Source organism: Faecalibacillus sp. H12, from assembly GCF_013361255.1.
GTDB classification, from domain to species: Bacteria; Bacillota_I; Bacilli_A; order Erysipelotrichales; family Coprobacillaceae; genus Faecalibacillus; species Faecalibacillus intestinalis.
The window spans coordinates 1-19913 of sequence record NZ_JABWDK010000033.1; the positions used below are offsets into that span (position 1 = coordinate 1).

The following is a 19913-nucleotide window of genomic DNA, read 5'->3' on the forward strand; positions in this document are numbered from 1 at the left end:
AAGTCGGAAAAGAAATCAGAAAATTATATTCTTGGTCTGATGAAGATAAATTAATCAATAACTAATCAACACACTTTAGTGTGTTGTCATTGGAAAGTCATGACTTTCTAATGACAACCTACTAAGGTTAAAAATGAAGGGGGAATTTAAAAAATGGCAATGACAATGACACAAAAGATCTTAGCCAAGCATGCGGGATTAGATCATGTTGAAGCGGGACAATTAATTGAAGCAAAATTGGATGTTGTAATGGCAAATGATATTACAGGGCCTATGGCATTACCAATTTTTGATAAAATGGCAGATAAAGTCTTTGATAAAGATAAAGTGGTTTTAGTGCCAGATCACTTTACACCAAATAAAGATATTAAATCTGCAGAAAATTCAAAAGCAATTTTGGATTTTACAAACAAACAATGTTTAACACATCGTATGGAACAAGGTAAATGTGGTGTAGAACATGCTATCTTACCAGAAAAAGGAATCGTTGTGGCTGGTGAATGTATTATTGGGGCAGACAGTCATACATGTACTTATGGGGCATTAGGAGCTTTTTCTACAGGTGTAGGAACAACAGATATCGCTACTGGAATGGCAACTGGTGAATTATGGTTTAAAGTACCAAGTGCTATTAAATTTGTGATTACTGGTAAACCAAGTGAATATGTTAGTGGGAAAGATGTTATTTTACATATTATTGATAAAATTGGTGTTGATGGGGCTTTATATAAATCAATGGAATTTGTTGGAGACGGTATTCAATATTTAACAATGGATGATCGTTTTACAATTTGTAATATGGCCATTGAAGCAGGAGCTAAAAATGGTATTTTCCCTGTTGATGATCAAACAATTGCTTATATTGAAAAACATTCTAAAAAACCTTATGAAGTCTTCGAAGCAGATGAAGATGCTGAATATGAACAAGTGGTAGAAATCAATTTAAGTGAAGTAAGACCAACTGTTGCATTTCCTCATTTACCAGGAAATGGACATACAATTGATGAAATTGAAGAAATGGATAAAATCTATATTGATCAAGTCGTTATTGGATCATGTACAAATGGACGTTTATCTGATTTAGAAAAAGCAGCTGCAATTTTAAAAGGTAAAAAAGTTGCAGACAATGTACGTGTGATGGTCGTACCAGCAACACAAAAAATCTTCTTACAATGTATTCAAAAAGGCTTAGCTGAAATCTTTGTAGAAGCTGGATGTGCATTCAATACACCAAGTTGTGGACCATGTATGGGTGGTCATATGGGTGTTATGGCTAAAGGTGAAAAATGTGTTTCAACAACAAACCGTAACTTCGTAGGTCGTATGGGAGATACAGAAGCACTTATTTATTTAGCTTCTCCACAAGTTGCTGCAGCAAGTGCGATTGCTGGATATATCGCAAATCCTGAAAAGGTAGGTAAAGAATAATGAAAATTTATAAATATAAAGATAATGTAGATACAGATGTAATTATTCCTGCACGTTATTTAAATTCATTTGATGCAAAAGAACTTGCAAGTCATGCTATGGTGGATATTGATCCTACTTTTGCTTCAACTGTAGAAAAAGGAGATATCATTGTAGCAGGTCAAAACTTTGGTTGTGGTTCTTCAAGAGAACATGCACCTCTTTGTTTAAAAACTGCTGGGGTTAAATGTGTTATCGCAAAAAGCTTTGCGCGTATTTTCTATCGTAATTCAATTAATATTGGTTTTCCAATTATGGAATGTGAAGAAGCAGCTGATAAAATTGAAAAAGGTGACGAAGTAGAAGTTGATTTTTCAACAGGTGTAATCACAAATAAAACAAAAAACGAAACTTACCAAAGTCAACCATTCCCAGAATTCTTACAAAAAATGATTGATGCTGATGGTTTAGTAAATTATGTAAATTCTAAAAAATAGGGGATAAAAAATGGAAAAGAATATAGCGGTTATTAAAGGTGATGGAATCGGGCCTGAAATCGTTACAGAAGCGATGAAAGTTTTAGATGCTGTTGCAAAAAAATACAATCATAAATTTAATTATACAGAAATCTTAATGGGTGGTTGTTCAATCGATGCTTATGGTGTGCCGTTAAGTGATGAAGCTTTAAAAATTGCTAAAAAAAGTGATAGTGTTTTATTAGGGGCTATTGGTGGAAATACGACAACTTCACCATGGTATAAATTAGAACCATCATTAAGACCAGAAGCAGGTTTATTAAAAATTAGAAAAGAATTAGGGTTATTCGCAAATCTACGTCCTGCTTATTTATATGATGAATTAAAAGGGGCTTGTCCACTTAAAGAAGAATTAACTGAAGGTGGATTTGATATGATGATCATGCGTGAATTAACTGGTGGTCTTTATTTCGGTGCACGTTCTACTGAAAAAGAAGGAGATCAAATGGTTGCTCGTGATTCAATGAGTTATAGTGAAAGTGAAATTCGTCGTATTGCTAAACGTGGATTTGATATTGCAATGAAAAGAAATAAAAAAGTAACAAGTGTGGATAAAGCAAATGTTTTAGATACTTCTCGTTTATGGCGTAAAGTTGTTGAAGAAGTTGCTAAAGAATATCCTGAAGTTACTTTAGAACATATGTTAGTAGATAACTGTGCAATGCAACTTGTAAGAGATCCAAAACAATTTGATGTTATTTTAACTGAAAATATGTTTGGTGATATTTTATCAGATGAAGCAAGTATGGTTACTGGTTCAATTGGAATGTTATCAAGTGCTTCTTTAAGAGAAGATAGTTTTGGTATGTATGAACCAAGTCATGGTAGTGCACCAGATATTGCTGGACAAAATATTGCTAATCCAATTGCAACTATTTTATCAGCAGCAATGATGCTTCGTTATTCTTTTGATTTAGATCAAGAAGCAAAAGATGTGGAAGATGCTATTGAAAAAGTATTAAAAGAAGGATATCGTACAACAGATATCATGTCTGAAGGTAAAACATTAGTAGGTACTCGTGAAATGGGAGACCTTATTGTAAGTCATTTATAGGAGGATATAGGGATGAAAAGTGATTTTGTAAAAAAAGGAACTGAAAGAGCTCCTCATCGATCATTATTTAATGCCGCTGGGTATACAGATGAAGAATTAGAAAGACCATTAATTGGGGTTGTCAATTCTTTCAATGAAATTGTTCCAGGACATATGAACTTAGATAAAATTTGTGAAGCTGTAAAAAAAGGAATCTATCTTGCTGGTGGAGTACCCGTAGAAATTCCAGCAATCGCTGTATGTGATGGTATTGCCATGAACCATACAGGTATGAAATATTCACTTGTTACACGTGAATTAATTGCTGATAGTACAGAAGCCATGGCTGAAGCACATCAATTTGATGGTTTAGTTATGATTCCTAACTGTGATAAAAACGTACCAGGATTATTAATGGCTGCTGCCAGAGTCAATGTTCCAACAATCTTTGTTTCTGGTGGACCAATGTTAGCTGGTCGTAAAATGGATGGTAAAAGAACATGTTTATCTTCATTATTTGAAGCTGTAGGACAATTCAATGCAGGGAATATGACAGAAGATAAACTTCATGAATTTGAACAAAAAGCATGTCCAACTTGTGGTTCATGTTCAGGTATGTATACAGCAAACTCAATGAACTGTTTAACTGAAGTTTTAGGAATGGCTCTTCGTGGAAACGGAACAATTCCAGCAGTTTATTCAGAAAGAATTAGACTTGCAAAACATGCAGGTATGCAAATCGTAGAACTTATTAAAAAAGATATTCGTCCTCGTGATATTATGACTGAAAAAGCATTTATCAATGCTCTAACAATGGATATGGCACTAGGATGTTCAACAAACTCAATGCTTCATTTACCAGCTATTGCTCATGAAGCAGGAGTTACTTTAAATCTTGAAATTGCGAATGAAATTTCTAAGAAAACACCTAACTTATGTCACTTAGCTCCAGCTGGTGATACATTTATGGAAGATTTAAATGAAGCTGGTGGAATTTATGCAGTTATGAATGAAATTAATAAATTAGGTTTATTATCAACTGATCTATTAACTGTTACTGGGAAAACAGTGGCTGAAAATATTGAAGGATGTGTTAACTTAGATCCTGAAATCATTCGTCCAGTGGAAAATCCATATTCACCTTATGGTGGTATCGCTGTTTTAAAAGGAAATATTTGTCCAAATGGGGCCGTTGTTAAACAATCAGCAGTTGCTAAAGAAATGATGGTACATACCGGACCTGCTCGTGTCTTTGATTGTGAAGATGATGCCATTGTTGCTATCCGTGAAGGAAAAATTGTTAAAGGTGATGTTGTAGTTATTCGTTATGAAGGACCTAAAGGTGGACCTGGAATGCGTGAAATGTTATCACCAACTTCAGAAATCGCTGGTATGGGCTTAGATAAAGATGTTGCTTTAATTACAGATGGTCGTTTCTCTGGAGCTACTCGTGGAGCTTCAATTGGACACGTAGCACCTGAAGCTGCTTTAGGTGGACCAATTGCTTTCATTGAAGAAGGAGATATTATTGATATTGATATTACAAATCATTCAATGAATGTACGTGTTAGTGATGAAGAAATGTCTGCAAGAAAAGCTAAATGGCAACCAAGAGAACCTCGTATTAAAAAAGGTTACTTAGTAAGATATGCTTCTTTAGTAACATCTGCAGATAAAGGTGCTGTATTACAAGCACCAGAAGAAAAAAAATAAAAGGAGGAAAAACAAAATGATGTTAACTGGTTCAGAAATTATATGTGAATGTTTAATTGAACAAGGTGTCGATACAGTGTTTGGTTATCCGGGAGGAACTATTCTTAACGTCTATGATGCACTTTATCGTTATCAAGATAAAATCAATCATGTTTTGACCTCTCATGAACAAGGTGCTTCTCATGCCGCTGATGGTTATGCAAGAGCAACAGGAAAAGTTGGTGTTTGTATGGCTACTTCAGGACCAGGGGCAACAAACCTTGTTACTGGAATTGCGACGGCTTATATGGATTCAACACCACTTGTTGCTATTACTGCAAATGTTGGTGTTGAAATCTTAGGGCGTGACAGTTTCCAAGAAATTGATATTACTGGTGTGACAATGCCAATTACAAAACATAATTTTATCGTTAAAGATATTAAAGATTTAGTGCCTACAATTCGTAAAGCATTCTATATTGCAAAAGAAGGTAGACCAGGACCTGTCTTAGTAGACGTTACTAAAAACGTTACTGCAGAAAAGATGGAATTTGAACCACTTCAACCAAAAGCTATTGAACCTAAAACTGAAACATATACTGTTGAAGATTTAGATCAAGCAATTGAAATAATCAAAGAAAGTGAAAAACCATTTATCTTTGCTGGTGGTGGTGTTATTTCATCTGGTGCAAGTCAAGAATTAAAAGAATTTGCAGAAAAAATTGATGCACCTGTTTGTGAAACATTAATGGGTAAAGGGGCTTTTGATAATACAAGACCTCGTTATACAGGAATGCTTGGAATGCATGGAACAAAAGCAAGTAACTTTGGGGTAAGCCAATGTGATTTATTAATTACAGTTGGTGCACGTTTCTCTGATCGTGTTACTGGTAATACTCAAACATTTGCTTCTAATGCTAAAATTATTCACATTGATGTAGATGCTGCTGAAATCAATAAAAATATTCAAGTTGATTTAGGTATTATTGGTGATGCTAAATGTATTTTAAATGAATTAAATAATAAGTTAGAAAGACAAAATCATCCACAATGGTTAAAACAAATTCGTGATTTAAAAGATCGTTATCCACTTAACTATGATGATTCTACTCTTACAGGACCTTATGTCCTTGAACAAATTGATTATTTAACAGATAGTAATGCGATTATTTGTACAGATGTTGGACAACATCAAATGTGGGCTGCTCAATATTATCATTATCGACGTCCACGTCAATTAATTACTTCAGGTGGAGCTGGAACAATGGGATTTGGTTTAGGTGCTGCAATTGGTGCTAAATATGGAAATCCTGATTTCCCGGTATTCAATATTGCTGGTGATGGATGCTTCAGAATGAATATGAATGAACTTGCTACAGCAAGTCGTTACAATGTGCCTATTATTCAAGTTGTTATCAACAATAAGGTATTAGGAATGGTAAGACAATGGCAAACATTATTCTATGGTAAACGTTATAGTAATACGATTTTAGATGATAAAGTTGATTTCTGTAAAGTTGCTGAAGGATTAGGATGTAAAGCAATTCGTGTTTCTACTAAAGAAGAAGTTGCTCCAGCTATTAAAGAAGCTTTAGATACAAATGGACCTGTTTTAATTGAAGTAATGATTGGTAAAGATGATAAAGTTTTCCCAATGGTTGCTCCAGGCGGTGCTATTTCTAAAGCATTTGATGAATCTGATTTAAAAAATAAATAATTTATGAAAGATCAAATAGAAATATTTGGTCTTTTTTTTGTGTTTAAAATAAAAAATAATTAGAAATAATACAAAATACTATCAAAAAATAAAAGATAATAAAATTAAATGATATCAATGCAAAACAAGAAAGAAAGTGAAAGGGTTTACATTGTGGATGTGTGATAACAATTCTATACTTGAGTTATAAGAAATATTTGTGGGAGGAATAAGAAGAATGAATAGAAAAATAGTTAATACATTACTAGCATCAAGTATGGTTTTTTCAATGGCAACAAGTCAAATGACAATGATTCATGCCGTTAATGAAAATGGAATAGCCATTCAAGATGTAGATTTAGAAACAGTACAAGCAAGCTATGAAAAAGCCATAGCGGAAGTTAAAGTTCCTAAATATGCTAAAGATGGAAGTAAAATAGATCAAGGTGTATCTGAATATTTAAGAGCTAAGTTAGATACAAAAGATTTATCTGCTACAAAAGAAGAATCAAAGAAATTATTAACAGTTGATGTTCAATTAAAAGATGTGAATTTAACATCTGATTATATCAATGGTAAATCACCAGCTGGTATAAGTTATTATAATATGATGAATTTCTTTACAAATGTAAAACAAGTTAAACAATTATTAGATGCTAATCCAGGATATCAAGTAAAAGATAGTAAAGGAAATGTTGTAGATGCAAGTTATGTTGATGAATTATTAGGATTATTACAACAAATCAATGATTTTGATCCAACAACAAACTTACAATATGATTATGATTCTGTTTATAATAGTGATGCCTTTACAAGTGAAACAACTCGTGGAGGAACTGATGTTATTGCAACAAGTAAAGAAGGAAATGTTTCATTTAAATTCCATATCGATTCACATGGATGGTGGGGATATGATTTAGGTGCACATGATTCTATTACTGGTTTAGTGATGGGATATGATGCAGATGAAGCCTATGATAAACAACATAATTTAACAATGGATTATGGAAACTTCTTTGTGATTAAAATGAAAGAAGATAAAAACGGAACATGGTATATGTTAAATGATACTGATTTACAAAATCCAATGATTTATGTAAGTAAAGATGGAAAAGAAGCATTTATGATTGACGTCGATTTCTATGGTGCTAATGTGCTTAACGAAAAAATTAAAGCTGTTATTGGAGATAAATGTGAATCATTAAAAATTTTCTTAACACATAACCATGGTGATCATGTAAACAACTTAGCTGTTATTGGTCAAGATGATGAATTAAGAAATATAACAACAATCGTTTGGCCAGAAAATGAACCACATACAGTATTAAGCCAAAAAGACGGAACTGTAGAATCAATGGGTGGAAAAGATTTAATTTCAGATATTGAATGGAAATCTGTAGAAACAGTTAAAGATATGGAAAAATTCACAGCAGCAGGAGTGGAATTCCAATTCTTAGAAATTACTGATGAACATACACCAGGTGGTGGGCAATTAGCTGATTTAACTCATAAAGTGATCTATAGTGGGGATTCATTAGGAGCACAAGTTCATTTAGGTGGAACTACTATTAGAAGTGGTGCTCAACAATGGTTAGATGGAGCTAAAAAAGCTGCTAAATATATTAAAGAAAATGGTATCAAATATAATATTGGTGCACATACACCTTATTTAAATAATGCGGATTTTGCTTCATGGTTAGCTGCTGGGGTAGAATATGGTATTAATGAAGCTGATGAAGGTTATACACTTATTATTGTTGAAAATGGTAAAGTTATTAATGGAACTGATCGTTATGATGAAATTATGAAAAATGGTTTATCTGATAGAGATGAATTAAATATTTGTTCATTAGGATTTATTAAAGAAAAAACAGATCCTGACACACCTGATCAACCAGAAAATCCAGATGAACCAACAAAACCAAGTGATAAACCAAATCAACCAGAAACTCCAACAAAACCAGGAGATACAAAGAAACCTGATTCAACAAATACAAATATCACAACAACAACAAATAAAACAAAAGATAATGTTAAAACTGGTGATGATACTGAAATATTTGCATTAGTAGGAATGATGGTACTTGCTGGTGGAACAATTTGTATGATTAAAAGAAAAAAACATAATTAGTTTTAAAGGACGTGGCAAATAAAAATGCCACGTTTTTTTATTTTGTGATAGAATATTTTATGAGGTGTTCGTATGTATATTGTGGATAATTTGATTAATTTATATAATGTAAGCGCTAAAAGGACAACAAATAGTATTTTATCACAGTATTTTTTACTAAATGCAAGAAGAATAAATCATAAAAAATTACTAGATGTTGCAAAAGAAACAAATTTATCTAATTCATCAATTACGCGTTTTTGTAAAAGTGCAGGATATGATACTTTTTCTTCTTTATGTGATATGTTAGATCAAGATACTAGAAAAATTGATTACCAGTTTTATCATCTATTAAATGAAAATAAAAATTTTAATATTGAGCATGATATAAAAGTTAAATTGGACCAGTTGGTTCATGATTTAATGAAAGCTTCAAATGTGATTATTTATGGATCACCTAAATATACAGGATATTTTGATACGCTTATTAAATATTTATTTTTTAAAGGGGTATGTGTAGAAAGATGTTTAGGATGGAATATCAAAGAAAAAGAAGAAACTTTTTTAAATAGTAAAAATGATGATGTAATTATTTTGATTGATCCTCGATATAATATACAAATTTTTCTAGAAGAAACACAAACGTCATTAGGAAGTATTACTTCAATCATAAATGCATCTGCTAAGAAGTATTTTTTTTGTGATGGTAATCATGATTTTTCTGGAATAAAAGCAATTGAATTAAAAAAGAAAGAAAATTATGAATATATATTATCGAGTATAGAGTATGCAAATTATGTTTTATACCGATTGATGAAGGAGGAAAATTATGAATACAGTCATATCTAAACTACTTGTTTATATATACAGTGGTTATAATAAAGATGTTTATTATGAAATGAGTGTTTATATTTTGTCTCATTTATCAATAATAGAATTTATGACAGTTAGTGAATTTGCTCAAAATTGTCATACAAGTCTAGCTACAATTAAAAAATTTTGTCAAATTTTAGGATATAAAGATTTTAATGTAATGAAAAAATATTTATTTTCTACAATGGATAATAGAAAAAATCAAATTAGAGAAAGATATCTTTCTTTTAATGAAGAACAGATTTTCAAAGAAATTGAATGTATTAGTCAAACAAAAATAGATAAAAAACAATGGATGGCTTCTATTGAACAAATAGTAGATGATATGCATAAAGCGGAAATGATAGGAATTATAGGTGCTAATTATCCATTATTTTTAGCTTTTAATTTTATAGAGGATATGTTAGTTTTTGATAAAAAATGTTTTATTCAAAATGTGGATCGTCAAATAGGAAAATATTTTGAAAACTGTCATACTTATGGATTATTGATTACGATAACAGGAAGATATTTTATGTTAAATCAAGCTAAGTCTCAAATTATGCAAGACGCACATGCTCAATTTGGAATTATTTCACAAAATATTTCTACAAAAGATAAAATTAAAAATGTGAATAGTTTTATTCAATTACCAGGAAATGATGATAGTGAATCATTGAATCTTATTATTTTAAATATTTTAATTCTTATTAAATTTATATATTATCGAAAATATGTGATCAAATAGAAATATTTGGTCTTTTTTTATGAAATACTTGACCTTCTAGCTACTCTAACGTGTATGTTTTGGTTAGAAAGAAGGAAAATAAAATGAAAAAGAGTGTGAAATTAGTCATGATCATTGTTTTATTGATGGCAGGTGGGTGTGCGACCCAAAAGAAAGAAGAAAACACAAGAATCATCGATACAAGTATGTTTCTTTACAAAGTATCTGATCAAAAAGGAGGATACTCATATTTATTTGGAACATTTCATCCAGGAAGGTATCCTATTAAAAGTTTGGATAAGGTAACAGAAAAGGCATTAGATGAAAGTGATTCAATTTATTTGGAATGTGATATGAAACCATCGCCAAAAGAAACAGAAGAAATCACTAAATACAATACGTACAATTCAATTCGTGATTTAGGTCTAGAAGATAAATATGAAAATCTAATGAAACAATACAAAAGTTTGAAAGGGAAACCTGGTTATGCACTCTATAATGTATTTGTTATAAGTTCACTTGTAATTAGTGACCCTGAAGTATTGAATAAGGCAAATATAAGTAAGTTTAGTGCAATTGATAAATATATTTATGAGTATGCTCAAAAGAAAAAGAATTTTAAAGAAGTTGAAGGCATTGAATTTCAAATGAAGCTATTAACTGAATTATCAGGGGATTACTCAGAGACGATATTAGATAATTTAGCAAATAAAGAAATGGTAATAAAAAATGCTAAAGAAGATTTAGATGCTTATTATAGTGGTAATACACAATATTATGAAGATGAACAAAATTTATTGTTAAATCAGTTAGAACAATTAAATGATAGTGATAAAGAAAAGTATGAAAAGTATTGGAATATACTTGCATATAATAGAAACATTCATATGAAAGATACTTTAGCCGATAGTATTCATAATAATAAACATGATTTTATAGGTGTAGGATGTAAACATCTCTATGGTAAAAAAGGAATTATCCAATTATTAAAAGATGATGGCTATTTAGTTGAATGTATGAAATAATGAAGGTAGGTGAAAGTTATGCAAATAAAAGAAGTTCAAGAAAAACTAAAGATTAGTTCTTATACACTAAGATATTATGAAAAGATGGGACTCATTCAACCTTATCGTGATGAAAATGGTTATCGAAATTATAATGAAGAAGATATTCATAAAATAGAAAGAATCATGTTTTTAAGAGATATCAATGTACCAATAGAAGATATCAAAGATATTTTAGATAATAAAGTCACATTTCAAGATGTCTTAGAAAATCATATTGAAAAAGTGAATATCGAGATAGAATCATTACAATATATAAAAAATATGTGTGAAGATTTAAAAGAAAAAAATATACCTCTATTAGATCAAGTAATTGAAGATAATCAAATAGGAGATAAAAAAGTTAAGAAAAGAGATTTAAAGAAAGTATTTGATTATTTTAAGAAAGATCAAACAGTAATCATTGGAACAAGAGTAACCATTCGAGATATAGTTTCATCAATTCCTATTGCAATTTTTTTGTCGGTAATTATAGGTTTTCTTGTAGTTGTTGGAATACCTAATATGATTGTCTCTGTTAATAAACAATTTTCAAATACTTCAAATGATTTATACATACCTATTTTTAAGCCATCGGGATTTACATTGGCTATTGGGATTATTTTAGGTTTTATTTTATTAGAAATAATAATAATACTTTGTAACGCAAAACAAAATTATATTAAATTTGTAGATAATCATATTTCAATTTGTAGTTATCATTATCAAAAGCGTGTTTCTATTTTAAAAAGTATGATTTTAAAAAAAGAAAGTAAACATAATATAAAATATACTTGGGATGAATTAGATAAAGTCGAAATTAAATTATATTTTGAAAATAAGAGTACAGGAAGAAGTGGAATCAAAACATTCTATGTTCCTGAATTTAGTTTTTATTTTAAAGATGGTTTTAAATATAGTGTAGATGCAGGGGTATCAATGGAAGAGTCTCCTAAGATTGCTTATCGAATACTAAGGAACAAAAATATTGATATTCAAGCAAGTGATGAAGTGATTGACTTCTTTGAACAAGATGAATTAAAATTGTATGATTTTTTTGAAAATATCTATCATAAAAATGGTAAAAACAGATAGTTAAAAAAGTAGGTGAAAATTATGCAAATAAAAGAGGTTCAAGAAAAACTAAAAATCAGTTCTTATACACTAAGATATTATGAAAAGATGGGACTCATTCAACCTTATCGTGATGAAAATGGTTATCGAAATTACAGTGAAGAAGATATTCACAAAATAGAAAGAATTATGTTTTTAAGAGATATCAATGTACCTATAGAAGATATTAAAGATATCTTAAATAATAAAGTTACATTTCAAGATGTCTTAGAAAATCATATTGAAAAAGTAAATACCGAAATAGAATCATTACAATATATAAAAAACATGTGTGAAGATTTAAAAGAAAAGAATATTCCTTTATTAGATCAAGTAATTGAAGATAATCAAATAGGGAATGAAAAAGTTAAGAAAAAAGACTTAAAGAAAGTATTTGATTATTTTAAGAAAGATCAAACAGTAGTTATTGGTTATAAGTCGATACCAAGAAGTCTGTTAGGCATTAGTGTTTTATCTTTATTTATATCTGGAATTTTTGGAATTTTAATTGGTTTAGCATTTCCTAATATGATTTCTTATGTGAACGAACAAACACGAAGTTCAGTACAACATTTTCAAATACCTTTTTATAAAGCATCAGGGAAACTCATTATTTTTTCTATGTGTATTTCATTTATTATTCTTTTGATTATATTTGTTATTTGTGAAACTAAATTAGAATATGTTGAATTAACAGATAATAAGATTTCAATTTGTAGTTATCACTATCAAAGTAGAAAATCTATTTTAAAAAGCTTGATAACTAAAAAAGAAAATAATGAAAATAAGGAATATAGTTGGCAGGATTTAAGAAGAGTAAAGATAGGTCTCTATTTTGAAAAAGGTGGCGCATGGCATCAAGGATTACATACACTTTATGTGATGCAATTTAGTTTTATCTTTCAAGATGGATTTGAATTTATCATTGATATGGGAAAATCAGTTGAGGAAAATCCTAAAATGGCTTATCAAATATTAAGAAATAAGAATATTGATATTCAAGCAAGTGATGAAGTAATTGATTTTTTTGAACAAAATGAATTAAAGTTGTATGATTTTTTTGAAAATATTTATCATAAAAATGGAAAGAATAGATAAGAGGATTAGATGTGAATTTAATCCTTTTTCTTTGTTAATAAATTAACTTTGTTTTTTTATAATCGCCTGTTGTAAATTGTTTCTAAAAGAGTACAATGTAGTGGAATTTAGGGAGAAAGATCATGAAAAAGATAAAAAAAAGAGATTTAATTAGCTTTGCCTGTGTATTTTGTTCTTCATTGATTATGGCTGCTACAACTAAAACATTTGTAAGACCAGCGCACTTATTGTCAGGTGGGTTTATGGGTATTGCCTTACTTGTAGATATGATTGCTGATTTATTTGGAAAATCAATTCCAACAGCATTCACTTTAGTTGTTTTAAATGTACCTGTTGCGCTTATTTGTGCCAAGAAAATATCAAAACGATTTGTATTCTTTTCATTATTACAAGTCTTTTTAACATCATTTTTATTACAAATTATTCCAAATTATCCATTATTTGATGAACAAGTTTTAAATGTTGTATTTGGTGGATATATTTGGGGAATGAGTATTGTACTTGCTTTAAAAGCGGGTGCTTCTTCAGGTGGTACAGATTTTATTGCTTTGTATTTTGCTAATAAAAATGGACGAGAAATCTGGATGCAAGTTTTTGCCTTTAATGCTATGATTTTATGTGTTTTTGGAGTTATTTTTGGATTTGATAAAGCAGGGTATTCTATTTTGTTCCAATTTATCTCAACAAAAACAATTTCTACTTTCCATACACGATATAAACGTGTTATGTTACACATCTATACTGTAAAAAAAGACGAAGTGGTGGATACTTATTTAGAAAAATTTCATCATGGGATTACTGCTTTAGATGGTTATGGAGGATATTCACATCATCCTGTAAGCTATTTAACAGCAATTGTTTCAAGTTATGAAGTCGGAGATGTTTTAGAAGCTTTAAAGGAAACTGATCCAAAGATTATTGTTTCTGTAACTAAAGTTGAAAACTTTATAGGACGTTTTTATAATAAACCATTGGATTAACGAGTATACACCCGTTAATTTTTTTTATGTCTTTTGATGCAAAATAGAATAGAATCCACCTTCAATACTGTAAGCATCATAATCTTGTTGACATAAATCATCTGCTAGTTTTTTTGATTTAGCTCCGCTATAACAGATAAGAATAAGTGGTTCTTTTTTAGAAAAATGATACTGATTGAGATTGAACTTTTCATAGGGAATATTTGTGAATTTTGTTAGATGAATTTTCTTATACTCATAGGGATCTCTTAAATCGACAAATTGATAATCATTCTCTAACATAGATGGGATTTTTTGGATAGGGATTACATTCGTATTTTTCATATTTTTCACCTCATAATATAATATGAAATTAATTGAAAACAATGATTATAGATGATATAATTCAGCCATGGAGGAATTATAAAAATGGATAAGAAAACAATTAGAGATATTGAAGTCGCTGGAAAAACTGTTTTAGTTCGTGTTGACTTCAACGTACCAAGAAGTAAAGAAACAGGAGAAATCACTAATGATAATCGTATTGTTGCTGCATTACCAACAATCAAATATTTATTAGAACAATCTCCAAAAGCTATCGTTTTATTCTCTCACTTAGGTAAAGTGAAAACTGAAGAAGACAAAGCTAAAAACAATTTAGCTGTTGTTGCTCCTAGATTAGCTGAATTATTAGGTAGAGATGTAAAATTCGTAGATTGCACTCGTGGTGCTGAATTGGAAGAAGCTGTTAAAAACGCTGAAAATGGACAAGTTATCTTAGTTCAAAACACTCGTTATGAAGCTGGAGAAAGTAAAAATGATCCTGAATTAGGAAAATACTGGGCTTCATTAGGTGATGTATTTGTTGAAGATGCATTCGGTTCAGTTCATAGAGCTCATGCTTCTACAGCTGGAATCCCTGCTCATTTACCATCAGCAGCTGGTTTCTTAGTAGAAAAAGAAATCAACTACATTGGAAAAGCTGTAAGTAATCCAGAAAGACCAATGGTTGCTATCTTAGGTGGAGCTAAAGTTTCTGATAAAATCTTAGTTATCGAAAACTTATTAAAAATTGCTGACAAAGTTATCGTTGGTGGAGGTATGTGCTATACTTTCGCTAAAGCTCAAGGTCATTCAATCGGTAACTCTTTAGTTGAAGATGATAGAATTGACGTAGCTAAAGATATCTTAGCTAAAGCTGGAGATAAATTAATCTTACCAGTTGATTCTGTAATCAATACTGCATTTGCTGCAGAAGGTGATATTAAAGTTTGTGGTGAAGATGTACCTGATGGATACATGGGATTAGACATCGGACCTAAATCTGTAGAAAACATCAAAGCTGCTTTAGCTGGTGCTAAAACAGTTGTATGGAATGGACCTATGGGTGTATTCGAAATGGAACCATTCGCTAAAGGAACAATCGCTGTATGTGAAGCTTTAGCTGGTTTAGAAGGTGCTAACACTATCATTGGTGGTGGAGATAGCGCTGCTGCAGTAATGCAACTTGGATATGCTGATAAAGTTTCTCACATCTCAACTGGTGGTGGAGCTTCATTAGAATATATGGAAGGTAAAGTTCTTCCAGGTATCGCTGCAATTGATGATAAATAATAAGGAAGGTATTTGTAATCATGAGAAAACCAATTATCGTAGGAAACTGGAAAATGAATAAAACAATCGCTGCTACAAAAGCATTTGTAGAAGCTGTTGATCCAGAAGTAACTGATAAAGCTGACTGGGGAATTGCTACTCCATACTTAGCTTTACAAACTGCAAAAGCAGGAGCTAAAAACTTAATCGTAGCTGCTGAAAACGTACACTTCAAAGATAGCGGAGCTTATACTGGTGAAGTATCTGTTGAAATGTTAAAAGAAATCGGAGTTGAATGGGTTATCTTAGGTCACTCTGAAAGAAGACAATATTTTGGGGAAACTGATGAAACAGTTAACGCTAAAATGCTTCAAGTTCTTAAAAATGATATGACTCCAATCGTATGTGTTGGTGAAACATTAGAACAATATGAAGCTGGAACTACTAAAGATGTTGTTAAAACTCAAGTAGTTGCTGCTTACAAAGATGTTTGTCCTAAATGTGCTGCTAGAAGCGTTATCGCTTACGAACCAGTATGGGCTATCGGAACTGGAAAAACTGCTACAAACGAAATCGCTCAAGATGTTTGTGGATACATCCGTTCAGTAGTTGCTGAATTATACGGACAAGAAGTTGCTGATCAAGTAAGAATTCAATATGGTGGATCTGTTAAACCTGAAGGTTTAAAAGCATTATTAGAACAACCTGATATTGATGGTGCTTTAGTTGGTGGAGCTTCATTAGTTGAAGATTCATACAAAGCAATGATTGCTGCTTTAGACTAATTGTTGTTTAAACTCTAGGAAAATTCCTAGAGTTTTTCTTTTTTTTAAATTTATTTGATAAAATGCAAAAAAATATAAAAAAGTATTGCATTTATCAAGAGATAATGGTAAATTAGTTGTCGACGCAATAGGTTAATTGCGCATTCATTGTTGTGTGGAAGGGTAACACCCATTTGACCACAACACGGACAAATTTTTACAAGGAGGAAATGTCGCGTGAGTAAGAAAGTTGTTAGAGTTATGAAAATTCAATTCAAAGCAGGGCAAGCTAAACCTGGTCCAGCATTAGCAGGTGCAGGTATCCAAATGCCTAAATTCTGTACTGCTTTCAATGATCAAACTAAAGATCGTATGGGAGAAACAGTACCAGTTGTCTTAACAGTATATGAAGACAAAGATTTCAGCTTTGTATTAAAAACTGCTCCAGCTTCAGAAATGATTAAAAAAGCTTTAGGAGTACAAAAAGGTTCTAGTAATGCAGGAACAACTACTGTAGGAACATTATCAGCTGACAAATTAAAAGAAATCGCTGAATACAAAATGCCTGACTTAAATGCTTATGATTTAGATGCTGCAATGAAAATCGTTGCTGGTACAGCTAAAAACATGGGTGTTAAAGTTGAAGGAATCGATGCGTAAGCATCACGTGGAAGGATAATCCGTTATAACCACTAAGGAGGAAATTAAATGGCAAAGAAAAGTAAAAGATATACAGAAGCAGCTGCATTAATTGAAAATGGAAGACTTTATTCAGCTGAAGAAGCTATTGAATTAGTTAAAAAAACAAGTAATGTAAAATTCGATGCAAGTGTCGATGTTGCTTTCAATTTAGGATTAGATGTTAGACAAGCAGATCAACAATTACGTGGAGCTGTTGTATTACCACACGGAACTGGTAAAACTAAAAAAGTTTTAGTTGTAGCTGAAGGAGAAAAAGCTCAAGAAGCTAAAGATGCTGGTGCAGATATCGTTGCTGGTAAAGAAATTTTAGAAGACATCAAAAAAGGATGGTTAGATTTCGAAGTTATGATCGCTACTCCTAACATGATGGCTGAATTAGGTAAATTAGGTCGTATCTTAGGACCTAAAGGTTTAATGCCTAACCCAAAAACTGGAACAGTAACTATGGATGTTGCTAAAGCAGTTCAAGAAACAAAAGCTGGTAAAGTAACTTACCGTACTGATAAAGAAGGTAATGTTCATTTACCAATCGGTAGAGTATCATTTGATGATGCTAAATTAGTTGAAAACTTCAACACAATTTATGATTTAATCGTAAGATTAAAACCAACATCAGCTAAAGGTACTTATATTAAAAATATTGCAGTTTCATCAACTATGGGACCTGCAATCAAAGTTCAAACTACTAAATAGTTTGTAAAAAATGTCGCAATCAATATACCGTAGACAGTAACTGGGAAACCTTAATTTGTTACCGAGGTGTTGAGTTTATGAAGAACTTGAACTCCTATCTACGTATGGGAGTTTTAAATATAGCGCGTATATTGTTGCATATATAAAAATTTATAGGAGGTGTAGCAATGTCAGTAGAAGCAATCAATGCGAAAAAAGTCGTTGTTGAAGAAATCACTGGTAAATTTAATGATTCACAATCTGCTGTAGTAGTAGAATATCGTGGATTATCAGTAGCAGAAGTCACTGAATTACGTAAAGCATTACGTGAAGAAGATGTTGAATTCAAAGTTTACAAAAACAAATTAGTTCAAAGAGCTACTGAAAGCGCTGGATATGCTGAAATCAATGATAAATTAGTAGGTCCAAACGCTATTGCATTCGGTCATAGTGATGCCGTTGCACCTGCAAGAGTTTTAGCTAACTTTGCTAAAGATCATGAAGCTTTAGTAATCAAAGCTGGAATTGTTGAAGGAAAAGTATTAGAAGTAGAAGAAATTAATGAAATTGCTAAATTACCTGGACGTGAAGGAATGTACTCAATGTTACTTGGTATGTTACAAGCACCAGTTAGCAAATTCGCTAGAGTTGTAAAAGCTGTAGCAGATGCAAGAGAAGAAAATGGTGGAGAAGCACCAGTTGAAGCACCTGCTGAAGAAAAAGTAGAAGAAGCTGCTGAATAAGCAGAATTAATGAAAAGGAGAATATAAACATGGCAAAATTAACACATGAAGATATCTTAGCTTACTTAGAAGAAGCTACTATTTTAGAATTAAATGACTTAGTAAAAGCAATCGAAGAAAAATTTGATGTAACTGCTGCTGCACCAGTTGCTGTAGCTGCTGCTGCTGATGCTGGAGCTGCTGCTGAACCTACAGAAGTTAACGTAACATTAACTGAAGTTGGTGGAACTAAAGTTGCTGTAATCAAAGCTGTAAGAGAAATCACTGGATTAGGATTAGTTGATGCTAAAGGATTAGTTGACAAAGCACCTTCAGTAATCAAAGAAAAAGTATCTGCTGATGAAGCTAAAGAAATCAAAGAAAAATTAGAAGCTGCTGGAGCTACAGTAGAAGTTAAATAATTATAACTTTGATTTAAAAGAAGGATCTTACGATTCTTCTTTTTTTATTGGTTAAAATTCTATTTATTTGTATAATAAAGAAAAAGGAAATAGAGGAAATACAAATGAAACATTATTTTACAGATAATACTGATTTAAAAAGTGAACAATCACAATTTATTTTTAGATTTCATAAATATGATCTTTTATTTACAAGTGATAATGGTGTTTTTTCTAAAAGCATGATAGATTATGGATCACGTGTTTTATTAGACAATATCGAAATTACAAATGAAAAAACACTTCTTGATGTAGGATGTGGCTATGGAACTTTCGGAATATGTCTTAATAAAGTTTATTCACATTTAAATGTGGATATGGTCGATGTCAATGATCGTGCACTTGAACTTGCCAAATTAAATGCTAAAAATAATAATATTCATGCAAATATTTATAAAAGCTTTATTTATGAAAATGTTCAAGGAAGTTATGATGTGATCGTAACAAATCCACCAGTAAGAGCGGGTAAAGAAGTTGTAACTACAATTTTACAAGAATCAATTGAACATCTTAATGAAAATGGAAGTTTATGGGTTATTTTACAAAAGAAACAAGGCGCTCCTTCGGCTAAAAAGAAAATGGAAGAAGTTTTTGGGAATTGTGAAATTGTTAAAAGAGATAAGGGATATTACTTGTTACATAGTGTAAAAAGATAATATTTCTTTTTTTTATTTTTTAGCTAAAGTGAAAAGTTAAATTCCACTTTAAAAAAATGAAAAATAGAAGTAGAATT

Annotated in this window: 20 protein-coding genes and 1 other annotated feature; of the genes, 19 read left to right on the plus strand and 1 reads right to left on the minus strand. The window is 31.0% G+C overall.

What is annotated here, in order from left to right:
* The first annotated feature begins 153 nt into the window (after nt 1–153).
* The 12 genes from leuC (at nt 154) to HUU89_RS12805 (ending at nt 14287) form a co-directional block, all read left to right on the plus strand.
* On the plus strand, nt 154–1428 hold the full coding sequence (leuC, locus tag HUU89_RS12750; RefSeq protein ID WP_032089414.1) for a 3-isopropylmalate dehydratase large subunit: 1275 nt from the start codon (nt 154–156) through the stop codon (nt 1426–1428).
* Nucleotides 1428–1904, plus strand: coding sequence for a 3-isopropylmalate dehydratase small subunit (gene leuD, locus HUU89_RS12755; RefSeq protein ID WP_032089413.1), 477 nt, complete (start codon nt 1428–1430; stop codon nt 1902–1904). Before leuC ends, leuD begins: the two co-directional genes overlap by 1 nt.
* Before the next feature lie 10 nt (nt 1905–1914).
* Entirely contained in the window at nt 1915–2997 is a 1083-nt protein-coding gene (gene leuB, locus HUU89_RS12760; RefSeq protein ID WP_175301953.1) for a 3-isopropylmalate dehydrogenase, read from the plus strand.
* 12 nt (nt 2998–3009) lie between these two features.
* On the plus strand, nt 3010–4689 hold the full coding sequence (gene ilvD / locus HUU89_RS12765; RefSeq protein WP_032089411.1) for a dihydroxy-acid dehydratase: 1680 nt from the start codon (nt 3010–3012) through the stop codon (nt 4687–4689).
* Nucleotides 4690–4705: 16 nt separating this feature from the next.
* The gene (ilvB, locus tag HUU89_RS12770; protein ID WP_147580844.1) at nt 4706–6385 is read left to right on the plus strand and encodes a biosynthetic-type acetolactate synthase large subunit; all 1680 of its coding nucleotides are present in this window, start codon (nt 4706–4708) and stop codon (nt 6383–6385) included.
* A 217-nt stretch (nt 6386–6602) separates the two neighbouring features.
* Nucleotides 6603–8495: an MBL fold metallo-hydrolase gene (locus HUU89_RS12775; RefSeq protein WP_175301954.1), complete on the plus strand. Its 1893-nt coding sequence runs from the start codon at nt 6603–6605 to the stop codon at nt 8493–8495.
* 72 nt (nt 8496–8567) lie between these two features.
* The gene (locus tag HUU89_RS12780; RefSeq protein ID WP_175301955.1) at nt 8568–9323 is read left to right on the plus strand and encodes a hypothetical protein; all 756 of its coding nucleotides are present in this window, start codon (nt 8568–8570) and stop codon (nt 9321–9323) included.
* Nucleotides 9304–10074, plus strand: coding sequence for a MurR/RpiR family transcriptional regulator (locus HUU89_RS12785; protein ID WP_175301956.1), 771 nt, complete (start codon nt 9304–9306; stop codon nt 10072–10074). Before HUU89_RS12780 ends, HUU89_RS12785 begins: the two co-directional genes overlap by 20 nt.
* A gap of 83 nt (nt 10075–10157) precedes the next feature.
* Nucleotides 10158–11078, plus strand: coding sequence for a TraB/GumN family protein (locus tag HUU89_RS12790; protein WP_175301957.1), 921 nt, complete (start codon nt 10158–10160; stop codon nt 11076–11078).
* 18 nt (nt 11079–11096) lie between these two features.
* On the plus strand, nt 11097–12191 hold the full coding sequence (locus HUU89_RS12795) for a MerR family transcriptional regulator (RefSeq protein WP_175301958.1): 1095 nt from the start codon (nt 11097–11099) through the stop codon (nt 12189–12191).
* Nucleotides 12192–12212: 21 nt separating this feature from the next.
* On the plus strand, nt 12213–13307 hold the full coding sequence (locus HUU89_RS12800; RefSeq protein WP_175301959.1) for a MerR family transcriptional regulator: 1095 nt from the start codon (nt 12213–12215) through the stop codon (nt 13305–13307).
* A 122-nt stretch (nt 13308–13429) separates the two neighbouring features.
* Nucleotides 13430–14287, plus strand: a complete 858-nt coding sequence (locus tag HUU89_RS12805) for a YitT family protein (protein WP_119362726.1) — start codon at nt 13430–13432, stop codon at nt 14285–14287.
* Nucleotides 14288–14311: 24 nt separating this feature from the next.
* Here HUU89_RS12805 and HUU89_RS12810 read toward each other — a convergent pair whose 3' ends face one another.
* Complete coding sequence (locus tag HUU89_RS12810) at nt 14312–14611, minus strand: rhodanese-like domain-containing protein (protein WP_175301960.1); 300 nt, start codon at nt 14609–14611, stop codon at nt 14312–14314.
* A gap of 84 nt (nt 14612–14695) precedes the next feature.
* Between HUU89_RS12810 and HUU89_RS12815 the strand changes: the two genes are divergently transcribed.
* From HUU89_RS12815 to HUU89_RS12845, 7 genes are all read left to right on the plus strand, one after another.
* Nucleotides 14696–15880: a phosphoglycerate kinase gene (locus HUU89_RS12815; protein WP_022002408.1), complete on the plus strand. Its 1185-nt coding sequence runs from the start codon at nt 14696–14698 to the stop codon at nt 15878–15880.
* Between the two features lie 20 nt (nt 15881–15900).
* Nucleotides 15901–16644, plus strand: a complete 744-nt coding sequence (tpiA, locus tag HUU89_RS12820; RefSeq protein ID WP_032089405.1) for a triose-phosphate isomerase — start codon at nt 15901–15903, stop codon at nt 16642–16644.
* A gap of 216 nt (nt 16645–16860) precedes the next feature.
* Entirely contained in the window at nt 16861–17283 is a 423-nt protein-coding gene (gene rplK / locus HUU89_RS12825; RefSeq protein ID WP_022002410.1) for a 50S ribosomal protein L11, read from the plus strand.
* Nucleotides 17284–17331: 48 nt separating this feature from the next.
* Entirely contained in the window at nt 17332–18018 is a 687-nt protein-coding gene (rplA, locus tag HUU89_RS12830; RefSeq protein WP_119362727.1) for a 50S ribosomal protein L1, read from the plus strand.
* A 9-nt stretch (nt 18019–18027) separates the two neighbouring features.
* Nucleotides 18028–18145, plus strand: a sequence feature (ribosomal protein L10 leader region).
* A gap of 40 nt (nt 18146–18185) precedes the next feature.
* Nucleotides 18186–18740, plus strand: coding sequence for a 50S ribosomal protein L10 (gene rplJ / locus HUU89_RS12835; protein ID WP_175301961.1), 555 nt, complete (start codon nt 18186–18188; stop codon nt 18738–18740).
* A gap of 29 nt (nt 18741–18769) precedes the next feature.
* Nucleotides 18770–19141, plus strand: a complete 372-nt coding sequence (rplL, locus tag HUU89_RS12840) for a 50S ribosomal protein L7/L12 (RefSeq protein ID WP_022002413.1) — start codon at nt 18770–18772, stop codon at nt 19139–19141.
* 65 nt (nt 19142–19206) lie between these two features.
* Nucleotides 19207–19836, plus strand: a complete 630-nt coding sequence (locus tag HUU89_RS12845) for a class I SAM-dependent methyltransferase (protein WP_256187681.1) — start codon at nt 19207–19209, stop codon at nt 19834–19836.
* Nucleotides 19837–19913: the final 77 nt, after the last annotated feature.

Excerpts from the sequence above, each read along its gene's own strand:
- HUU89_RS12775 (WP_175301954.1), top strand. The coding sequence starts at position 6,603 with ATGAATAGAAAAATAGTTAATACATTACTAGCATCAAGTATGGTTTTT.
- HUU89_RS12805 (WP_119362726.1), top strand. The coding sequence starts at position 13,430 with ATGAAAAAGATAAAAAAAAGAGATTTAATTAGCTTTGCCTGTGTATTT.
- ilvD (WP_032089411.1), top strand. The coding sequence starts at position 3,010 with ATGAAAAGTGATTTTGTAAAAAAAGGAACTGAAAGAGCTCCTCATCGA.
- rplL (WP_022002413.1), top strand. The coding sequence starts at position 18,770 with ATGGCAAAATTAACACATGAAGATATCTTAGCTTACTTAGAAGAAGCT.
- HUU89_RS12785 (WP_175301956.1), top strand. The coding sequence starts at position 9,304 with ATGAATACAGTCATATCTAAACTACTTGTTTATATATACAGTGGTTAT.
- HUU89_RS12810 (WP_175301960.1), bottom strand. The coding sequence starts at position 14,611 with ATGAAAAATACGAATGTAATCCCTATCCAAAAAATCCCATCTATGTTA.
- rplA (WP_119362727.1), top strand. The coding sequence starts at position 17,332 with ATGGCAAAGAAAAGTAAAAGATATACAGAAGCAGCTGCATTAATTGAA.
- tpiA (WP_032089405.1), top strand. The coding sequence starts at position 15,901 with ATGAGAAAACCAATTATCGTAGGAAACTGGAAAATGAATAAAACAATC.
- leuD (WP_032089413.1), top strand. The coding sequence starts at position 1,428 with ATGAAAATTTATAAATATAAAGATAATGTAGATACAGATGTAATTATT.
- leuC (WP_032089414.1), top strand. The coding sequence starts at position 154 with ATGGCAATGACAATGACACAAAAGATCTTAGCCAAGCATGCGGGATTA.
- leuB (WP_175301953.1), top strand. The coding sequence starts at position 1,915 with ATGGAAAAGAATATAGCGGTTATTAAAGGTGATGGAATCGGGCCTGAA.
- HUU89_RS12790 (WP_175301957.1), top strand. The coding sequence starts at position 10,158 with ATGAAAAAGAGTGTGAAATTAGTCATGATCATTGTTTTATTGATGGCA.
- rplJ (WP_175301961.1), top strand. The coding sequence starts at position 18,186 with ATGTCAGTAGAAGCAATCAATGCGAAAAAAGTCGTTGTTGAAGAAATC.
- ilvB (WP_147580844.1), top strand. The coding sequence starts at position 4,706 with ATGATGTTAACTGGTTCAGAAATTATATGTGAATGTTTAATTGAACAA.
- HUU89_RS12815 (WP_022002408.1), top strand. The coding sequence starts at position 14,696 with ATGGATAAGAAAACAATTAGAGATATTGAAGTCGCTGGAAAAACTGTT.
- HUU89_RS12780 (WP_175301955.1), top strand. The coding sequence starts at position 8,568 with ATGTATATTGTGGATAATTTGATTAATTTATATAATGTAAGCGCTAAA.
- HUU89_RS12795 (WP_175301958.1), top strand. The coding sequence starts at position 11,097 with ATGCAAATAAAAGAAGTTCAAGAAAAACTAAAGATTAGTTCTTATACA.
- HUU89_RS12800 (WP_175301959.1), top strand. The coding sequence starts at position 12,213 with ATGCAAATAAAAGAGGTTCAAGAAAAACTAAAAATCAGTTCTTATACA.